General features: G+C 44.6%; 23 protein-coding genes. 7 read left to right on the forward strand and 16 right to left on the reverse strand.

Translation table 11 applies throughout. From position 1 onward, the window contains the following. Positions 1-18 precede the first annotated feature (18 nt). Both DY78_RS07910 and DY78_RS07915 read right to left on the reverse strand, forming a co-directional pair. Positions 19-555: a histidine phosphatase family protein gene (locus DY78_RS07910; RefSeq protein WP_024623618.1), complete on the reverse strand. Its 537-nt coding sequence runs from the start codon at positions 553-555 to the stop codon at positions 19-21. A 72-nt stretch (positions 556-627) separates the two neighbouring features. Next, entirely contained in the window at positions 628-942 is a 315-nt protein-coding gene (locus DY78_RS07915) for a hypothetical protein (protein ID WP_024623617.1), read from the reverse strand. A 191-nt stretch (positions 943-1,133) separates the two neighbouring features. Here DY78_RS07915 and DY78_RS07920 point away from each other — a divergent pair, with 191 nt between their 5' ends. The 3 genes from DY78_RS07920 to DY78_RS07930 all read left to right on the forward strand — a co-directional run bounded on the left by DY78_RS07920 (position 1,134) and on the right by DY78_RS07930 (position 4,012). After that, positions 1,134-1,769: an LVIS_2131 family protein gene (locus DY78_RS07920; RefSeq protein ID WP_024623616.1), complete on the forward strand. Its 636-nt coding sequence runs from the start codon at positions 1,134-1,136 to the stop codon at positions 1,767-1,769. 213 nt (positions 1,770-1,982) lie between these two features. Beyond that, a complete protein-coding gene (locus DY78_RS07925) occupies positions 1,983-2,480 on the forward strand; it encodes an NUDIX hydrolase (RefSeq protein ID WP_024623615.1) in 498 nt (165 codons plus the stop codon). A gap of 332 nt (positions 2,481-2,812) precedes the next feature. Further along, positions 2,813-4,012, forward strand: a complete 1,200-nt coding sequence (locus DY78_RS07930) for a MalY/PatB family protein (RefSeq protein ID WP_024623614.1) — start codon at positions 2,813-2,815, stop codon at positions 4,010-4,012. A 239-nt stretch (positions 4,013-4,251) separates the two neighbouring features. On the opposite strand, the gene DY78_RS07935 is transcribed toward DY78_RS07930, so the two are convergent. Beyond that, positions 4,252-4,692 carry a MerR family transcriptional regulator gene (locus DY78_RS07935; RefSeq protein WP_024623613.1) on the reverse strand — a complete coding sequence of 147 codons (441 nt, stop codon included), beginning with the start codon at positions 4,690-4,692 and terminating at the stop codon, positions 4,252-4,254. Positions 4,693-4,785: 93 nt separating this feature from the next. Between DY78_RS07935 and DY78_RS07940 the strand changes: the two genes are divergently transcribed. After that, positions 4,786-5,301: a flavodoxin family protein gene (locus DY78_RS07940; RefSeq protein ID WP_024623612.1), complete on the forward strand. Its 516-nt coding sequence runs from the start codon at positions 4,786-4,788 to the stop codon at positions 5,299-5,301. Positions 5,302-5,372: 71 nt separating this feature from the next. Here the strand turns inward: DY78_RS07940 and DY78_RS07945 are convergent, their stop codons facing one another. Together DY78_RS07945 and DY78_RS07950 are read right to left on the reverse strand one after the other, a co-directional pair. Next, positions 5,373-5,555, reverse strand: a complete 183-nt coding sequence (locus tag DY78_RS07945; RefSeq protein WP_024623611.1) for a hypothetical protein — start codon at positions 5,553-5,555, stop codon at positions 5,373-5,375. 319 nt (positions 5,556-5,874) lie between these two features. Next, the gene (locus tag DY78_RS07950; protein WP_024623610.1) at positions 5,875-6,198 is read right to left on the reverse strand and encodes a hypothetical protein; all 324 of its coding nucleotides are present in this window, start codon (positions 6,196-6,198) and stop codon (positions 5,875-5,877) included. A 174-nt stretch (positions 6,199-6,372) separates the two neighbouring features. Here DY78_RS07950 and DY78_RS07955 point away from each other — a divergent pair, with 174 nt between their 5' ends. Next, positions 6,373-6,861 carry a hypothetical protein gene (locus DY78_RS07955; RefSeq protein WP_024623609.1) on the forward strand — a complete coding sequence of 163 codons (489 nt, stop codon included), beginning with the start codon at positions 6,373-6,375 and terminating at the stop codon, positions 6,859-6,861. 373 nt (positions 6,862-7,234) lie between these two features. Here the strand turns inward: DY78_RS07955 and DY78_RS07960 are convergent, their stop codons facing one another. Next, complete coding sequence (locus tag DY78_RS07960) at positions 7,235-7,651, reverse strand: GtrA family protein (protein ID WP_024623608.1); 417 nt, start codon at positions 7,649-7,651, stop codon at positions 7,235-7,237. Positions 7,652-7,727: 76 nt separating this feature from the next. Next, complete coding sequence (locus DY78_RS07965; protein WP_024623607.1) at positions 7,728-7,967, reverse strand: hypothetical protein; 240 nt, start codon at positions 7,965-7,967, stop codon at positions 7,728-7,730. Positions 7,968-8,221: 254 nt separating this feature from the next. Here DY78_RS07965 and DY78_RS07970 point away from each other — a divergent pair, with 254 nt between their 5' ends. Beyond that, positions 8,222-8,692 (forward strand): universal stress protein, encoded by a 471-nt coding sequence (locus tag DY78_RS07970; protein WP_024623606.1) that lies wholly within the window; start codon positions 8,222-8,224, stop codon positions 8,690-8,692. Here DY78_RS07970 and DY78_RS07975 read toward each other — a convergent pair. The 8 genes from DY78_RS07975 to DY78_RS08010 form a co-directional block, all read right to left on the reverse strand. Continuing rightward, entirely contained in the window at positions 8,681-9,016 is a 336-nt protein-coding gene (locus tag DY78_RS07975) for a hypothetical protein (protein WP_235810649.1), read from the reverse strand. The two genes, DY78_RS07970 and DY78_RS07975, sit on opposite strands and share 12 nt — an antisense overlap. 358 nt (positions 9,017-9,374) lie before the next feature. Next, positions 9,375-10,166: a hypothetical protein gene (locus DY78_RS07980; protein WP_024623605.1), complete on the reverse strand. Its 792-nt coding sequence runs from the start codon at positions 10,164-10,166 to the stop codon at positions 9,375-9,377. A 21-nt stretch (positions 10,167-10,187) separates the two neighbouring features. Beyond that, positions 10,188-10,997, reverse strand: a complete 810-nt coding sequence (locus tag DY78_RS07985; protein ID WP_024623604.1) for a hypothetical protein — start codon at positions 10,995-10,997, stop codon at positions 10,188-10,190. Next, positions 10,987-11,859, reverse strand: coding sequence for an ATP-binding cassette domain-containing protein (locus DY78_RS07990; protein WP_024623603.1), 873 nt, complete (start codon positions 11,857-11,859; stop codon positions 10,987-10,989). Before DY78_RS07990 ends, DY78_RS07985 begins: the two co-directional genes overlap by 11 nt. Further along, positions 11,856-12,227, reverse strand: coding sequence for a GntR family transcriptional regulator (locus DY78_RS07995; RefSeq protein ID WP_024623602.1), 372 nt, complete (start codon positions 12,225-12,227; stop codon positions 11,856-11,858). The genes DY78_RS07990 and DY78_RS07995 overlap by 4 nt, the downstream gene beginning before the upstream one ends. A gap of 29 nt (positions 12,228-12,256) precedes the next feature. Further along, on the reverse strand, positions 12,257-12,532 hold the full coding sequence (locus tag DY78_RS08000) for a hypothetical protein (RefSeq protein ID WP_024623601.1): 276 nt from the start codon (positions 12,530-12,532) through the stop codon (positions 12,257-12,259). A 22-nt stretch (positions 12,533-12,554) separates the two neighbouring features. Beyond that, positions 12,555-14,345: an FtsX-like permease family protein gene (locus DY78_RS08005; RefSeq protein ID WP_024623600.1), complete on the reverse strand. Its 1,791-nt coding sequence runs from the start codon at positions 14,343-14,345 to the stop codon at positions 12,555-12,557. A 13-nt stretch (positions 14,346-14,358) separates the two neighbouring features. Next, entirely contained in the window at positions 14,359-15,117 is a 759-nt protein-coding gene (locus DY78_RS08010; protein WP_024623599.1) for an ABC transporter ATP-binding protein, read from the reverse strand. 309 nt (positions 15,118-15,426) lie between these two features. Here DY78_RS08010 and DY78_RS08015 point away from each other — a divergent pair, with 309 nt between their 5' ends. Further along, complete coding sequence (locus DY78_RS08015) at positions 15,427-16,401, forward strand: asparaginase (protein ID WP_024623598.1); 975 nt, start codon at positions 15,427-15,429, stop codon at positions 16,399-16,401. Here DY78_RS08015 and DY78_RS16610 read toward each other — a convergent pair. Beyond that, positions 16,391-16,572 (reverse strand): hypothetical protein (locus tag DY78_RS16610; RefSeq protein WP_235810650.1); only part of this gene is annotated, 182 nt, incomplete at its 5' end. The two genes, DY78_RS08015 and DY78_RS16610, sit on opposite strands and share 11 nt — an antisense overlap.

The raw sequence follows: 16,572 nt of genomic DNA on the forward strand, positions 1-16,572 counted from the left end.
GTCCGCTGTCGTTTAGGGTTAATGGCTCGTTGGATAATTGAGGGTCGCCATTTCACAATAATTGAAAGTCGATTGCCCCGTTAGTTGATGCATGACTTCGCCGTGCGTGACGCAGGCGAGGCAGTCGTAGTCGTTCGCGTACTTGGCCAATACTGCATTAACGCGTTCGCAAACCGCTGGAGCCGTTTCATATTGAAATGGAAAGTTCTGCGGGCAAATGGTTGGTGAGCGCTGATATTCCGCATAAATTTGTGTGACTTCAGCGTCTGTTTGGAGTTGGGTGCCCGTTAAATCCGGTTGCCATTCGTGCAAGCCGAGTTCGACTTGCACCGGAATCGTGGTGTGCCGGGCAATTTCTAAAGCCGTTTGCAGGGCCCGTGTGTAAGGTGACGTCAAGATTAATTGGATATCCGGCGGCAAAGTTTGACCACGTTGCTGCGCTTGACCGATGCCGGCGGGCGTTAAACCGCCAAATTCACGCCCGTAACTGACGTAGTGGGCCGCTTTGACCTCAGTATAATCCGGTTCGCCGTGACGAATTAAATAAACTTTCATTGAATTTGACCTACCTTGTGAAAAAAAGACGCGACCATCTAAATGATGACCAACGTCTTTTTATCAATAAATTTATTTGGTAGCTGGTTTAATACCGCGACCTTGGAAGAATTCGATCACAATTAAGACCACGTAGCAAATCAAGACAATCCCTAAGAGATTCGTGGTTCGCACGGTACTTGATAACCAGTAGTATTGCCAGTTTTGGTTGTTGAAGACCCACCAAACTAGTAATCCGGCAATGAGACCTAACGTATTCATAATTGCAATAAAGAAAATATTGCCGTTTTGCTTTTGACCCGCCCAATATGCGGACAAAATCGCCATCCAAACGCCCCAGACAATTAAGCCGACTACGACGACCCAATAAATAAGTGCTGCAATCATCGGTACTCCTTCTTTCTACATGTTAATAATTATATTTTACCATGAATTCGATTACATTGGGGCGTTTCAGTGATTTTTTTCACAATCAATTGTTTGGAAAAGTTGTCGCTTTTTGGGAGGATTACTTGTTATTTAAGGTCGAATTATTTACAATTAGAGCAACAAGGATATAGGGAAAGGGTTGGCAATCAATGACTTCTGCATGGAATTGGATTGGAATCATTGCTTGGATTATTGTTTTGGCGTTATTGGTGTGGGTATTTCATAATATTCGCGTCCGGCGCATTAAGATGATTGTGGAACGCAAGCATACGTTTGAATGGCGTAGTTTATTCATCACGATTGGGGAACTGGTCGTGAGCTTTGGGTTAGTAATTGGCATGGGGTATGTTACCTTTACCAATCGTGCTGACTTGTCCAATAAGCAAGACGTTGAAGTCACTTACAGCTATGAACCACTGGTCTTACAAGTGGGGAGTAAGCGGTCTTATTATGTCGCGGTTGACCGCGGTACCACCAATAAGCCAGTGCATATTTATAATTATTGGGTTAAAGGCGCTAAGTACACGGTTTCGAGTAATAAGGCGACCGTCGTTAGTAGCTTGAAACAGGTTAAAGTTGCGGACGCGGGGATTCCATGGTCACAAACGGCCTTGAAAAAACAAGATTGGCAACATGAGCGGGCGTACGCGGTGAAGTTAACTGCGACTTACAAACCTAACTTTTGGAATGGTTTAGGGGTGCATGTTGGCCATCAAGCCATGACGCGATGGTTATTACGGGTACCAGCGCAGTCATTTATTAATACGACAGATATTACAAATTAGTAACAATCAAAAGGACGCGGGCGTAAGGGCCGGCGTTCTTTTTTACGAGAACGTTAAAAGTGTTAAATGTTTATAATACGATTCATTTTAGGTTTCACATCGGGACGTAAAAGAGTAAAATAATCTTGTCACAAATTTTTTGGATATTTAAACATTTTTAATGATTTATAAAGTTTCTAAGCAAACTATTGAACGATAAAAGGAAGCGAACCGATGATCGTCGAACAAATTAATCCGCTATTCGTCTGTGGAATTATTGGGGATGCGACCAGTTTAGTCGTTAACAAAAGTTTAACCGGTCCTTTTGCCAATCGCTATGACCTAGCGACGGCGCCGGTTGATACCGAGTTAACCCTTGGCGAAACGGTTAGTCGCATCACTAAATTACAAACAGGATTGGAAACGGTAATTGCTAAACAACTCGGTACCATCCGTTTTACTTTTCCGGCTACGTATGAACTTAGCTTACAACGCGCGATGATTAGCACGTTTTATTTATTAGAACCAGTCGGTGGGACGTTGATTACCAAACGCCCCAGTTATACGAGTGCCTTTTCGGCTGGAGCGGCGCGCGTGCCGCTAGCGCAACTCAACTGGGCCAATAGCTCGCCACTCGTCATGCAAGCGAAACGCTTTTTAGCGACGGGGACGTTCCCGATTGCTGATCAACAAATTGCGGCTTTTCAAATTCCAACCGCCGCACAGTTTTAAGACGCAACGTTGACTTTTGCAATTGGACGTTGTAGAGTTAGCACTAACTTAAAAAGATGATATGTTGATGAGAAGAGTAGCTAGGGCCGCGTTTTAAGCGAGTCAATGGATGGTGGAAATTGATAATGCGCCCCTAGTGAAGATGAGCTCGGAGTTAATCAGTGGTTCACGCTACTGATTCGGATTGGTCGCCGATATCCAGATCACGCGTGTTAAGCGCGGATGAGGCAGCATAAGCTGTGAAGATAGGTGGCACCTCGGAGTGAAAGCTTCGTCCTTTGTAATGAAGGACGGAGTTTTTTTGTCGCCAAGTATCGGAAGGGGAGTTTAAGATGGATCAAGCAACATTTATTAAGCAATACGCCACGAATCGGTTAAATACGAACTCACTCAAGTGGGATTTACTCAAGGAACGCTATGGTAATCCGGATTTATTGGCAATGTGGGTCGCCGATATGGAATTTAAGGTTCCGGAACAAGTGACGCAAGCTTTAACCGACCGGATTGCGCATGGCGTTTATGGTTATTCATACACACCGGATAGTTATTACGAGGCCTTCTTTAATTGGGAACAAACGCGGCATCAGTTGACGCTCAAAAAAGACTGGTTGCGGTTTGGCACGGGGGTCGTTAATTCGTTGTATGCCTTGGTCAATACGTTTACGCAACCGGGGGACGGCGTGTTGATTTTGACGCCCGTGTACTATCCATTTTACGATGCAATTCAAGATAATCATCGCCAACTAGTGACCTCAGAGTTAATTAATAATCATGGGACTTATTCGATTGATTATGACGACGTCGAAAACAAAATTAAAAATAATGAAGTGCGGTTATTTATTCAATGTTCACCGCATAATCCTGTCGGTCGGATTTGGACCGCTGAAGAAGAAACGAAATTATTAGCCTTGTGTGAAAAATATGATGTCTTAGTCGTTTCTGATGAAATTCATCAAGATATTGAAATTGACCCTGAAAATTATCCGTTTATTTCGGCATTAACGCTAGCTAATGGCCGTTTCACCGACCGGACCATTGTGGTGAATTCACCATCTAAAACTTTTAATGTCGCCTGTTTGTTGAATTCACATATTATTATCCCCGATGACCAGTTGCGGGCGCGCTATGATGCGAGTTTACAACGACTTAGCCAAACGGAAGTGAACGTCTTGGGGCAAACGGCTGGCGAAGCGGCGTATACGTACGGGGCGGATTGGTTGGACCAGATTTTGGCGATTGTGCGCGACAATTATCATTATTTGAAGAGCCAACTCGCAGCACATGCTCCTGAAATTGTCGTCGCGGATTTACAAGGTACTTATTTAACGTGGTTGGATCTACGAGCTGATATTAAACCGACTGATACGCGCGAATTTATTCAAGATAAATGTGGGTTAGCGGTTGACTTTGGTGAATGGTTTAGCAAAAATGACCAAGGCTTTGTACGCTTGAACTTAGCCACGGACCCGCGGTATGTCCATCAAGCGGTTGATAATATTATCAATGGGTTGGCCGTTTTAAAAGCGCACTAAATGATAATTACGTTGTCGCGCAATTGATGTGGGTAGCTATTTTGCGGTCTGTTTGTAAACGATGATGAGTTGTTGGTTGTCGATTTACCAATGTACGGCCAGCCTTTTTGTCACACGTTGCGACCATAAAAAAATTTTTAAAAAAAACAAGTGGGGGCCTGATGAAATTTTAACATCAGGCCCCCATTTTGAGCTTATCTTGGTATTTTTTAGGCTTTCGGTTAGTAGCGTGGTGTTAGCTACCGGTTATTTTGACGGTCGATATTAGCGGCGGTGGCAGCAGGGGTGGTCCAATTACTGGGATTTAGAATATCGGCTTGGGCCGTTTGTTCGTCGTGGTCATAGCAAGCTAATTGTTGTTGGATATAGGCGACTTGTTGCTGGGCAGCTACCACCCGGGCCTGCGCTTGTTGCGCTAAGGCGACTAGCATGGCATGCCGCGTCGGCAAGGTGGTGGCGCCAGTTTGGCAGAGGGCGACGTATTGTTTTAAATCGTGGATTGACATCCCCGATTGCCGTAAGTATTGGCAGGCTTGTAACCAATTTAAAGCTGCGGTATCAAATTGACGTTGGTTATGGGCGTCACGTTGTAAATTAGGAATTAAGCCTTGATTGGCATAGTAGCGGACGGTATGGACCGACATGCCCAATTGTTGGGCCGCCTGATTGGCTGTTAACATCTGCGATTACCTCCGAATGAAACTTTAAGCTTGCTTGAGAGTAACTCTCAAGTGCTAGCATTATAGCACATTCAAAAAAGGTAGGTTATTTACATGACTGATTCAATGGTAATTTTAAACGGCAGCACGACACCTAAAGGTAACACAGAAGCCCTAATTAAAGCGTTTCGGTCGGGACTGGCGCCACGGATAGCGGTGCAACAATTTGATTTGGCGAAGTTAGTGATTACGCCTTATCAGCTTGGTCAGCCGGCCGTCAATGATGATATGACGACCATTATTCAAGCAATCGGGCAAGCTAAGACGGTTGTTTTCGCATCACCGGTGCACTGGATGCAATTCTCATCACAATTAAAAACCGCGTTGGATAGAATGACGTTTGATATGCGCGACCTATTTGTGAATAAACAAGGCGTTTTGTTGATGGCCGGTGCCAGCGCACCCGAACGCATCGAAGCCTTGATGCTACCTTATTATCAAGCTTGTTTTATTGATAGTTTGCATTGGGAAAATCGAGGAACCGTCATTGCGGGTGGTGTTTTTGGACCGGGAGATTTAGCTAAAACGACTTATGGGCAACAAGCGCAACAAATTGGGGCCGCATTATAAAAAAAGTGACGTCCATCAATTCAAAGTTGAATTATGGGCGTCGATTTTTATGTTTGGTTGATTGGGGTTTTTTAGCCACGGCTTTTGTTTGCTGGGTGACTTTTCATATAGCGCCGTCGATCGAGCTGTCGCCGAACGAAGGAGTAGCCAACGAGGGCTAGGGTTAGTAAAGCGACGAAGATGGCGGCTTTAACGAAGCCGAACATCCAGAAAAAGACGGCAATTGCGAGTGCACAATAGACAATTAAAAACATGAGACCCTCCTTCTTTCGTTGCGAGTTCTATTAGTTAATAAAATCATTGTACCGGGTAAAAATAGTTATCTCGTGTCTGAAATTTGAATTTTTTGTTAAGAGTCCCATGCCGTCAATGTCCACGCTAACCAGTGCTGGAATTGATGAGTTAATAACCGATGTTTACCCGTGATATCTAGCTTAACTAGGTTCAATCGTTAGCTTTGCAAACATAACTGACTGGTCAAAAAAATCCCCTGAAACATTGACACCGCTCGCTTCAGGGGATTTTTTAGCGTAAGCAACGTTACGACTTAATTATGACGAATTCTTAACTAATTTAACGACGATGCCGGTTCATCCGCCGTTCGTTAGCCAGATTAAGTTGCGTAGTGGTCAGTTGATAAGTCGTCGCGTCAGTCAATTTTGTTAGTCCCACTTGCAAAGCGCCAAGTTGAGTTTGGTCGCTAACGGTGGGGGCTAGCTTGGTCACAATTTGTGTCATTAAGGTCAAGTTCGGGGTCAAGGTCTCCGCAACTTGGCGATCATATTGGGCTTGCGATAAACTGTGAGTTTGCCAACGCGTCACTCGCGATAATAAAGTAAATAATTGCGTATCAAGTAAGGTTAATAAATAATCACTTTCTTCAGTAGTAAATGACATGGCAGTTCCTCCTTGTGATGTGGTTCAAGTTTACCATGGCAAGGTTTTAAAAGGTTATTTAAATAACGATTTTCATAAATTAGCATAAAAATGCTGAAATCCAAGTCTAGGTTCAGAAAACGCTTTTTTGACGTGGTAAATTAACGGTAATCGGTGGGAAGGAGGATGTTAATTATGATTGGCCATGTTACGCAAATTAATGTTGTATTGAATCAAGGAATCTTAACCGATTTTCATGGACGTCATTTTAAGTTTGCTTTATCAGCCGCACCTCCGACTGGTCCCGTTAAATTAGGTGAAGAATTGTGTTTCACGCCCCAGTTAACGACCGCCGGCTTAATTGCGACCAATTTAAGTCAGCGGCACCATGACGGAACGAAAGTCGTGATTCCGGTGCCGGTGGATGCCGATGCCCCGCGCTTTGTGCGGATTGGTGAAGTAGTGATTAACTTAGCTCAAATTCAGTATTACGAAATGACGACGACGCAAAGTGAGATTCGCAATGGTTACGAATCGTGTGCACGCCATTTATTGATTCAGATGAAGGGTGGTCGCCAATTTACTTTTTATAATTGGGACGGCATTAACATCGATGATGTCATGCATAAGTTAGCGATGTTACATACCACGAACCAACGAATTGATCTTGAACATCGGGCCTAAATGAAATCTCCGTAACTGCACTGGGGGCGGTTACGGGGACTTTTTGCTTGTCGCTACCGGAACTTTCCAAATATTGGTGAATGTGTAATTGCCGCAGTTGGCTGACCGTAATTCCATCGTCCTGGGACCGGTCCAAGGACGATGGAATTACGGTCTTGGACCTCGCTTTTGAGCCCAAACCCAGGTCTCAAAAGACGTCTGTGGTGTAAACGGCCCAAAAACGCCCGTTAACGCCAATTGCACGGAAACTGCCTAAAAGGTTATATAAAATAACCGCCACCTTGATGGATGACGGTTTGGATGGGCTATTCGGAAAGTATGTGTTTTAAAAAGTATTGCGAGTGACTGCCTTAACGGTTAACTCAAATGGCAGTTATGTCCGGTCTTTAAAGATAAATAACTTACTGAAAAACCAGTTCAAGACAACGACAACAACTTGGTCGATGATTTTAACAACCAGGCTATTGCCATGGAAGACAGATGTGCCGATTATCATGATGGCTTCATCAATGAAGAAGCTTAACAGGCGGAAACCAAAAAATGAAGTGGCTTCACGAATAACGGCGCCGGCCGTGGGCGTTTTGGAATCAAAGACCCATAACTTATTTGTAATATAGGCGAATAGGACCGACAAAAACCACGCCACCGCGTTAGCCAACCAGACGGGCCAGGCGATGACGCTGTTAAAGAGCCAAAAGACGACAATATTTACAACTGTCGTTAGGCCACCAAAAATTAAATATGATATTACACTTTGATATCGTTGCCATAATTGTTTAATGGTTTGCATGTGAATCCCCCAGCTTATCAGTTCAGTCGATAGGTATTATCCTAGCATAAAAGCGAACCTTGTGCGGGGGTAACGATTATTTTTGTGCTAAATCGTTAAAATAATTACTAAACGCGGTCCGAGCACTGGTCACATCGGCAAAGTGTTCGATTGTTAAGATGGTTGTCCCAATTAACGTGGTCGCTGTTACTTTAACAATAAACGGTTGTGGGCACCAACGCTTTAAAACTAAATCGATTTGGTAAGTGATTGCACTATCTACAACAACCGTTTGGCGTTGAATCAAACCATTGTGCATTTTTAACGTCATCATCATTGGAACCGCCCCTCCCCAACTAATTACCCACATTGTAGGCGGTGCATGTAAATCTAAGACAGCGTTTGTGTAAATATTAGGTAAAGTCTGCATTTTTGCGCACTAGCCCAGTTTGTTAACTGGCATATTTAGCATTTTTATCAAAAAGTAGGCGTAATTTAACCGTGTGTTTTATTGCTGAACCCACAATTGGGAACGCATTCATTAGTAATCAATGGTAAAATAAAGGTAGTAGAGGAAAGGGTGTGGCGCACATGTTACAAGAATATACGAATATTTTAGTTCCCTTAGACGGTTCCAAACAAGCGGAAGTGGCGTTGGCGAAAGCGATTGAAGTGGCAAAGCGTAACCAAGCCCACGTTGATTTATTATCGGTGATTGATCCGGGACAATTTGGCTATAACTTGGCCGGCTTAGCCGATGGCGATATCACATATCAACTCGTTCAAGATTCCGAAGCTTACTTACAAAAGACGGTTGATAAAATTAAGGCAGACGGCTTTGAAGATATTGAATTTCATATTCGGATGGGGAGCCCTAAACCAATCATCTCGCAAGACTTCATTCGTGACCATCACAACGATTTAATTATGATGGGGGCGACCGGGTTAAATGCGATGGAACGGGTCTTAGAAGGCTCAGTTACCACGTTTGTGCAACGCAATGCCTTAACGGATGTCATCGTCGTTAAGACCGATTTACAAAATACATTATTAGAAAAATAAGCGACTAGTTTGGCCAGTCAACTTCGGTACGCCGAGGTTGGCTGGCTTTTTTGTTACTGGATGCTTGCTGGCCGCTGCCAGCTGACCGTAATTCCAGCCGCCATGGGGACCGGTCCAAGCCTGAGGAGCGGTCTTGGCCCTTGCTTTTGAGCCTGAAACCCAAGTCTCAAAAGGCGTCCGTGGTGTAAACGGGATACAGCCCAATCCCGTTAACGCCACCTGCATGGCGGCTTCCATCACAGTCAGCGGGCAGCTAAATGGATTGTTGTTTGAAGTTGAAATTGCAATCAGGGTGTCACTATTTTCGCGGCCTTTTACGAGCAATATTGGTAACCAGCATTTATAAAAACATTGGCCGGCGTTGGTGATGAAGTTCAGCGAACTGCACGCCGAACTAATGCCGTATTTATAGTGACTAATAATATCGGCAAGCTGCTCATTCGTACATAACCAGAACTAGTATAAGCATTGATTGAGTTCCTTATTTGCATAACAGGACAAAACGGCCATCGCCAAAATTAACGTTTCCTCGAGTTGAAGATGCCTAACTATGGCTGAAACGTTGTGCGAAAATTTGTCTATTTATGTTGGTTATCATTGCCACTCGCAGTTTATGAGCTATAGTGAAGTCCACGCTCAAATTACAAAAAAACAGCTAGTCGCAAGGACTAACTGGTTGTCGTTATTTTTTAACTTGTAAATGGCGATAGCATTGACTGGCAATCGCCGTGAAGATGGTGGTGAAGCCCACTAAGAAGAGGGTGGGAACCAAAGGATTAAAGTAGCCGACCGCTTGTTGATGGCCGGGATCACCCACGGCCCACCATAAAAAGTTGAGCCAAGTGCGATTGAGATAAGCTTGCGGGAGCTTGGTGAAGATTGTCAACAGTAGGTTTAAAAGCAAGAGCCCAACTACGGGAACGGCAATTAAAACGGTATAGCGCATGCGCTTGGATAACAAGCTCAAGCCACTACCAATGGCCATGCCGAGCGTGCCTAAACATAAATAGTCCAGCCAGCCAAATAGAAAGGCCCCTAACCCGGCGAGCCAGGCTGATGAGAAGCCTTTGCTGTAAAAGCCAAAGGCCGTATTACTGAGAAAATTAGTGAGATGTGGCGACCATACGATCTGATTGTAGATGGTCGCAATTAGGTCACCGACAAAGGTAATTGCCACGATACTTAGGAGGCGCGCCCTAAAAAAGGTCCGTCGTGAAATGCCATTTTGAATGCATAATTGAAAATCATCGGTCGTAAACCAAGTGATAATGAAGATGAAAAAGCCAAAGACGAAGTTGAGTGCCAACCCCTTGATGACGTTTGAAAAAACGTATGTCGATAACTGCTGGGTTAAGGCATCGTAGATTAATGGCACCACAATTAAGATTCCCACGACCCAAGCGTACGTACCACCTAAGTATCGTATTTGTGATTGGAAAAATTGCCTGGTGACCGATTTAAGCTTTGATGACATGTTGTAACCCCCACTTCGTCGTTAGTTTTTGACCTTCAATTTTTGATTGACATAATAGGCAATGGCGCCCATGACTAAACAGCCAATAATCATGGTGATGACCGGGACCGTCGGGTTGAAGGAACCCGCGGCGCCATCAGCGTTGTAGCCGATTAAAAATTTAAATAGTTTTTCAATCGGCGTATCCACGTCGTTCGGATAAGTCCGAGAGCTACTAATATTAGCTATTAGGATTAACGCGAAGAATCCTAAGATGGGGACTACGACGATTACTAAGCGGCGGATGCCGGTCGTCAATAAACTTAATGCGCCGCCAATGGCCATGCCAGTTAAGCCGGTTCCGACCATAAAAATCCACGTAAATACCACGTAGCCCACAATATTGATGAAAACATTACTGCCGAAGAACCGCCCGTACAGGCCGCCATATGGTTGAACCAACAAAGCCTTTAAGGCACTGTGGTGTTGAAAGTTGGCGGTGACGCCGAAGTAATAAATCGTGGCAATCAAGACGCCAATCAAACTCAGCAGTAACAAGGTAATAACTCGCGCTTTAAAGTAAGTCCGCCGCGAGATTCCATTTTGAATACAAAGTTTGAAGTTTTCATAGGTGAGACTCATCGTAATAAAGATGAAGAACCAAAAGATCACGCCGACGCCGAGGTCGCTTAAGTTATTTGGTAAGGTCGCCGCCGTAAAGCTGCCGGAAATTAAGGCGAATAGGGCCGGTAACAGGGCGAACGTGGCAATTAACAACGCGTAGACCCAGCCGAGATATTTCAGTTGGTCAAGTAAGTAATAGCGAGTCAGCGCCCGAACCTTAGTTGACATGGGCTTCCTCCTTAGTATTCGTCAAATTGATGAATAGTTTTTGTAGGTCCAAATGTTCAATCTTGACGGTATCCGGAATCGGCCGATCATCTTGCAAGGGCCCGTAGACGTAATGGGCGGTAATCCCACCAAGATGGTCCGCGCCAATCACATTTAAGCCTTGCGTGTAGGTCGTGACATCATGGTCGGACCCGCTAATCGTGTAGGCGCGCTCTAAAATATCCGGGACGCTGCCGTTGACGGTGATTTGATGATGATCTAAGACAAAGACATGTTCAATCAAATTAGCGATTTCTTCAATTAAGTGAGTTGAAATCACAAAAGTTCGTGGCTTTTCGCTATAAGTTTCAATTAATTCGTTGTAGAACAATTCGCGATGATTGGCGTCTAACCCTAAAACCGGTTCATCTAAGAAGATGTAGTCAGCGGGAACGCAAAACGCCACGATTAGTTTAAAAATGGTGCGATAACCAGTCGATAATTTACCGAAGCGGGCGTTTAAGTCGAGCCCGAATTCTTTGGCGAGTCGTTCAGCATAGGGCCGATCGAAGTCACCATAAAGTTGGGTCGTCGTATCCAATAATTTGTTTAGTTTCGTGCGGTCGGGGTATAAATTGACCTCACTCATCAAATAAATTCGGCCCAAAGTTTGGTCGTTATCACGCATGGATTGTTCATCCAAAGTAACCGTCCCGTGATCGGCAAAGATACGATTACTAATAATATTTAGTAAGGTGCTTTTTCCGGCACCGTTACGACCGAGCAATCCATAAATTTTTTCCGGTTCAATCGTTAAACTGACGTTATCGAGAATGGTTTGATGATGGAAAGCTTGGCTGACCGCTTTGACTTGAATACTCATTTCGCTTGAAACCCCCGTTCAATTAATTGTGCTAGTTCCGGTTTGGTGATGTGCAGCTTGCGGGCTTCACTCACGAGATTTTTAACGTAATCATCGTAAAATTGATTGCGTCGTTTTTCGACAATGCGTCCTTGTGCGCCCGGCACGACGAACATGCCGACCCCCCGGCGTTTTTCAATCAGGTTCGCATCAACGAGAATGTTCATACCTTTTAAAACGGTGGCGGGATTAATATGGAATTCTTTGGATATTTCCGTAGTCGAAGGGACTTGTTCGCCCTCCGAGAAGGTGCGCGCAAAGATGGCTTCTTCGATTTGTTCGGCAACCTGTAAGTAGATTGGTTCCGTACTATTAAAGTTGAACTGCATCTTTTTCACCTCGTAGCAGTAGGTAAGCATTATTTCGTCGCAATTTTATGATGTTTGGGCATGAGTTGGTGCTCCGTGCGATCAATTCGCGCGGCGACCCAACTCGAGAGTAATAACAACGTGCCTAAGACGGCCAACAAGACGTCTTGATGTTGATAAAACGTTAAGCTGGCCACGAGACCATTAGCCCCTAACCACAGTAACGGCATCAAGCTACCGAGCCAGAAGTGGCGGCGGTTAGCGAGCCCAAAGCGATGTAGTGGTGTAATGACGATTAATAACGCGACTAATCCAAAGTATACCATGATTTATTCCCCCTCCAAAAGGTTATTCTAAAACGATTCGTCGATAAATTGAGACGGTAATTAAATAGTAGATGACATATAACGCGGCAAAGATTAAGAATGGTAACCAAATACCGGTATATGGTGAGCCGACCATAATAAAGGTGAACATCTTCAAACCGAATAAAACGTGAATGACGCCAACGATACCAGGCAAGATGAATAAGACAGCAATTTCTTTACGAATCGCGGCCCGTAATTGACTTTGACGGGTCCCAATCTTGTTTAACATCTTATAACGATTCCGGTCAGCCGCAGCGCCAGATAAAATCTTGAACATCAAGCAACTAGCGAGCATGGCTAAGAAGGCGACCCCTAAGAAGAAGCCCATGAATTCTAAGCCCGAATACATGCCGTTGACGATGATGTAGTTACCATAGCGGCCACCAAGCATACTTTCGGTCAGCCCTTTGTCGCGGCGTTGTTGACTGGCCGCCAAGTGTTTTAAAGCATTCATATGCTTGGCAACATCTTTGGTGGCAAAAATCGTTAACGTACTTTGTTTGCTCGTGATCTTTGCGTAGGCCGCGTCTGATAAGAACACTTGGGACATGTTTTGGTTAGCGCTAGCTTGTAATTGTGATAATTGATAACTGGTCATGCTTTTGGCGAGTTGCTTGGCATTGTTTTGTTTCGCAACGGAATCAATTTGGTTTTTGCTCTTTTGATCCATGGTCGTAAACGGGTGTTGGTTGAATTCGCTGGCCCGATAATAAACGACTTTTTTACCAACTTTAAAATGATAGTTGGCTTGGTTAGTCGGGTTCAACTTAGCAATTTGTTTTTTCTGAGCTGTCGTCGCGTTAACAATCCCCATATCATAAGCATTCGAACTGTTCGCCATTAAAGGTACTTGGCGATGGAAGCCCATCCCCACGGTAATCGCCCCTAAAGCTAAAGCGAATAACATCGCGACAATTGATAAAATCTTCGTGTAGTTACGAATTCGGAAACTTAATTGTGACAAAGTAAAACCGTTCAAACCGCGATGCGCAAAATTGAATTGCTTGAGTAAAACGACGAGCCAAACAAAGATGGCATTGAATAAGAGATAAGTCCCGATAACAATCGTCACTAAGGCAATCCCAATACCAGCCATTTGTAAGTTTTTTAAGTCGCTCATGGCCCAATAACCAATCGCAATTGAAATCAAACCAATGATGACTTCTACTAATTGACGAAATGGTTTTAAGCGGGGCCGGTTCGGTTGGTCATTACTGTGTAACAGTTTCAAAGCCGGCGTCTTAGTTAAGGCAATTAAGTTGAAGAAACCAGCTAATAAGAATAAGCCGACATATAACAATAAGGTGGTGCTAGCAGCTGGCGTATACCAAGCGGCGAAATGATGCAACGTTAAGCCGAGGCTGCTGACTAATAATTTGCTGACGCCAACGGTCAAAATAGTTCCGAGAGCAATCCCGACAATCGTGGCGGTAATCCCAACGAGTAACGTTTCGAGCCAAATCAATTGGCCAATTTTACTTTTACGCGCGCCGACTAACATGAACAAACCGTAATCGCGTTTCCGCATACTGAGCAAAAATGAATTGGCATAACTAATATAAACTAAAGTAATAATGGTCAATAAGACGGAACCAAATTGGAAAATTTGGCCGGCTAAGCTGATGCCAGAATTACTGCTTAAAAATTGTTTATTGGTGGCTAGGGCTTCAAACATATAGAAAATGGCGCTCGACATAATTAAGCCGGAGAAGAGGACTAAGTAGTCCCGCCAACGGTTTTTGAAACCGGTCATGGCAAGTTTGGTTAACATGGTGAGCTCCTTTCTATTGTTCGAATGTCCCTAAAGTGTCGAGAATTTGTTGGTAAAAATCAGTCCGTGAACGGTCACCACGATGTAATTCTTGGCCAATCTTACCGTCTTTAATGAAAAGAATACGTTGGCAGTAGCTGGCTGAGAAAGGATCATGGGTCACGAGCAAGATAGAAACGGCTTGTTCGCGGTTGATAGTTGTAAATAAGTCGAGTAACTCGCGGGCTGATTTGGAATCCAACGCCCCGGTTGGTTCGTCACCGAAAAGCATGGCGGGTTCGTTAATCAATGCTCGCGCAGCAGCGACCCGTTGTTTTTGACCACCGGATAATTCATTTGGATAGTTGTTCAAAAATTGGCTGATGCCTAATTGACTAGCGACCATTTCGACGGCCGGTTTAATCTTTTTAGCGGCGACATTTTGTAACGTCAATGGTAAAGCAATATTTTCAAAGGCGGTCATTGTTTCGAGTAAGTTGAAATCTTGGAAAATGAACCCAATCTCTTTAGCCCGAAAATCGGCAAGCTGATTCCCCTTTAAGTGGGTAATTGGTTGTTGGTTAATCGTGACTTCACCGCTCGTTGGTTGGTCCAACGTCGCAAGCATATTTAATAGGGTGGTTTTCCCGGAACCAGAGGCCCCCATAATGCCGACAAATTCGCCGGCGTTGACTTCAAAATCAATTCCTTTTAACGCTTCATATTGTTTCGTGCCGGGCTTCCCGTATGTTTTGTGTAAATCCGCCACGGTCATAATTGGTGTGTTAGCCATAATTTAATACTCCCCTTGTCAAGTTGATTAAGCTTTGTTAGTTCGTTGCTTAGTTAGTTGCTTATGTAACTAACTATAAAAGCAACGGACCGTTTTGTCAATTTATTTCATGGAAATATTTTTGTGGAGTTGCGAAAATCATTGTTATAACAACGTTTGCATCCTTAATGAGAAAATCATGAGGTGGCTGCTTTGATGGTGGCAGGTTCATTACTAGGTTAGTTAGGTGTGAGTTTTAATTGCAAAGTCGCGGTGGCTAGCCTAAAATTATGCATACTGATTAGGTTTGATAGTATAGGAGGAAGTATTGTGAAAAAGATTTTAGTCTTACATACCGGGGGCACGATTGCGATGTCCGCTGATGAAAGTGGCAATATGGCACCGGGGGCGCAAAATCCGCTCGATAATTATGTGAATCGTTTTAGCGATGAAGTGGAGTTGCAGACCGAAGACGTCTTTAACTTACCGTCACCACACATCACACCGGCGCGGATGTTGGAATTGAAACAACGGATTGCCAAAGCGGCTTCGGAAGGTATCGATGGGGTCGTCGTGACACACGGGACGGATACTTTAGAAGAAACGGCTTACTTCTTAGACTTGACCTTGCCAAACGAATTAGCAATCGTTGTGACCGGGGCGATGCGGTCAGCCAACGAAATCGGCTCCGATGGCTTACACAACTTGGAAACGGCCATTCAAACGGCCAGTGCTCCCGATGCCGCTGACAAAGGCGTATTAGTCGTCATGAACGACGAAATTCATTCGGCGCGCTATGTGACTAAAACGCATACGACCAATGTCGCGACGTTCCGGACGCCAACTTTTGGTCCAATCGGGTTGGTTGCCAAGCATGGCGTGGTTTTCTTTGAATCATTGTTACGTTCAACAGTTTGTCCGATTCAAACGGTGGCCGACAATGTTTTCTTGATTAAAGCTTACGCGGGTATGGGTCCCGAATTATTAGAAGCAATCGCCCAACCAACGACTAACGGGGTCGTCATTGAAGCGCTAGGGGCCGGCAATATGCCGCCCGTCACGTTACCTGCGATTCAAAAATTGTTAGATATGAACATTCCCGTCGTCTTAGTTTCACGGTGTTTCAACGGGATTGCCCAAGATGTTTACGACTACGAAGGTGGGGGCGTTCAGTTGAAACAAATGGGCGTCATCTTCTGCCAAGGCTTAAACGGCCAAAAAGCACGCATCAAATTATTAGTCGGCGTCAGCGCCGGCATGTCCGCCGGCGAACTAGCCCGCTTTGTGGCGACGGCTAATTCTTAGTTAGGTTGTGGTTGCCGCAGTCGGCTGACCGTAATGCCATCGTCCTGGGACCGGTCCAAGCCTGAGAAGCGGTCTTGAACCTCGCTTTTGAGCCTACAAACCAAGTCTCAAAAGTCGTCCGTGGTGTAAACGGGCAAACAACGCCCGTTAACGCCACCTTCAGGACGATTC

Source organism: Lactiplantibacillus fabifermentans DSM 21115 (assembly GCF_000498955.2).
GTDB classification, from domain to species: domain Bacteria; phylum Bacillota; class Bacilli; order Lactobacillales; family Lactobacillaceae; genus Lactiplantibacillus; species Lactiplantibacillus fabifermentans.

What these genes read in the sequence shown, in the direction of transcription:
- DY78_RS07910 (WP_024623618.1), bottom strand. Translation starts at nt 555, where the DNA reads ATGAAAGTTTATTTAATTCGTCACGGCGAACCGGATTATACTGAGGTC.
- DY78_RS07915 (WP_024623617.1), bottom strand. Translation starts at nt 942, where the DNA reads ATGATTGCAGCACTTATTTATTGGGTCGTCGTAGTCGGCTTAATTGTC.
- DY78_RS07920 (WP_024623616.1), top strand. Translation starts at nt 1,134, where the DNA reads ATGACTTCTGCATGGAATTGGATTGGAATCATTGCTTGGATTATTGTT.
- DY78_RS07925 (WP_024623615.1), top strand. Translation starts at nt 1,983, where the DNA reads ATGATCGTCGAACAAATTAATCCGCTATTCGTCTGTGGAATTATTGGG.
- DY78_RS07930 (WP_024623614.1), top strand. Translation starts at nt 2,813, where the DNA reads ATGGATCAAGCAACATTTATTAAGCAATACGCCACGAATCGGTTAAAT.
- DY78_RS07935 (WP_024623613.1), bottom strand. Translation starts at nt 4,692, where the DNA reads ATGTTAACAGCCAATCAGGCGGCCCAACAATTGGGCATGTCGGTCCAT.
- DY78_RS07940 (WP_024623612.1), top strand. Translation starts at nt 4,786, where the DNA reads ATGACTGATTCAATGGTAATTTTAAACGGCAGCACGACACCTAAAGGT.
- DY78_RS07945 (WP_024623611.1), bottom strand. Translation starts at nt 5,555, where the DNA reads ATGTTTTTAATTGTCTATTGTGCACTCGCAATTGCCGTCTTTTTCTGG.
- DY78_RS07950 (WP_024623610.1), bottom strand. Translation starts at nt 6,198, where the DNA reads ATGTCATTTACTACTGAAGAAAGTGATTATTTATTAACCTTACTTGAT.
- DY78_RS07955 (WP_024623609.1), top strand. Translation starts at nt 6,373, where the DNA reads ATGATTGGCCATGTTACGCAAATTAATGTTGTATTGAATCAAGGAATC.
- DY78_RS07960 (WP_024623608.1), bottom strand. Translation starts at nt 7,651, where the DNA reads ATGCAAACCATTAAACAATTATGGCAACGATATCAAAGTGTAATATCA.
- DY78_RS07965 (WP_024623607.1), bottom strand. Translation starts at nt 7,967, where the DNA reads ATGATGATGACGTTAAAAATGCACAATGGTTTGATTCAACGCCAAACG.
- DY78_RS07970 (WP_024623606.1), top strand. Translation starts at nt 8,222, where the DNA reads ATGTTACAAGAATATACGAATATTTTAGTTCCCTTAGACGGTTCCAAA.
- DY78_RS07980 (WP_024623605.1), bottom strand. Translation starts at nt 10,166, where the DNA reads ATGTCATCAAAGCTTAAATCGGTCACCAGGCAATTTTTCCAATCACAA.
- DY78_RS07985 (WP_024623604.1), bottom strand. Translation starts at nt 10,997, where the DNA reads ATGTCAACTAAGGTTCGGGCGCTGACTCGCTATTACTTACTTGACCAA.
- DY78_RS07990 (WP_024623603.1), bottom strand. Translation starts at nt 11,859, where the DNA reads ATGAGTATTCAAGTCAAAGCGGTCAGCCAAGCTTTCCATCATCAAACC.
- DY78_RS07995 (WP_024623602.1), bottom strand. Translation starts at nt 12,227, where the DNA reads ATGCAGTTCAACTTTAATAGTACGGAACCAATCTACTTACAGGTTGCC.
- DY78_RS08000 (WP_024623601.1), bottom strand. Translation starts at nt 12,532, where the DNA reads ATGGTATACTTTGGATTAGTCGCGTTATTAATCGTCATTACACCACTA.
- DY78_RS08005 (WP_024623600.1), bottom strand. Translation starts at nt 14,345, where the DNA reads ATGTTAACCAAACTTGCCATGACCGGTTTCAAAAACCGTTGGCGGGAC.
- DY78_RS08010 (WP_024623599.1), bottom strand. Translation starts at nt 15,117, where the DNA reads ATGGCTAACACACCAATTATGACCGTGGCGGATTTACACAAAACATAC.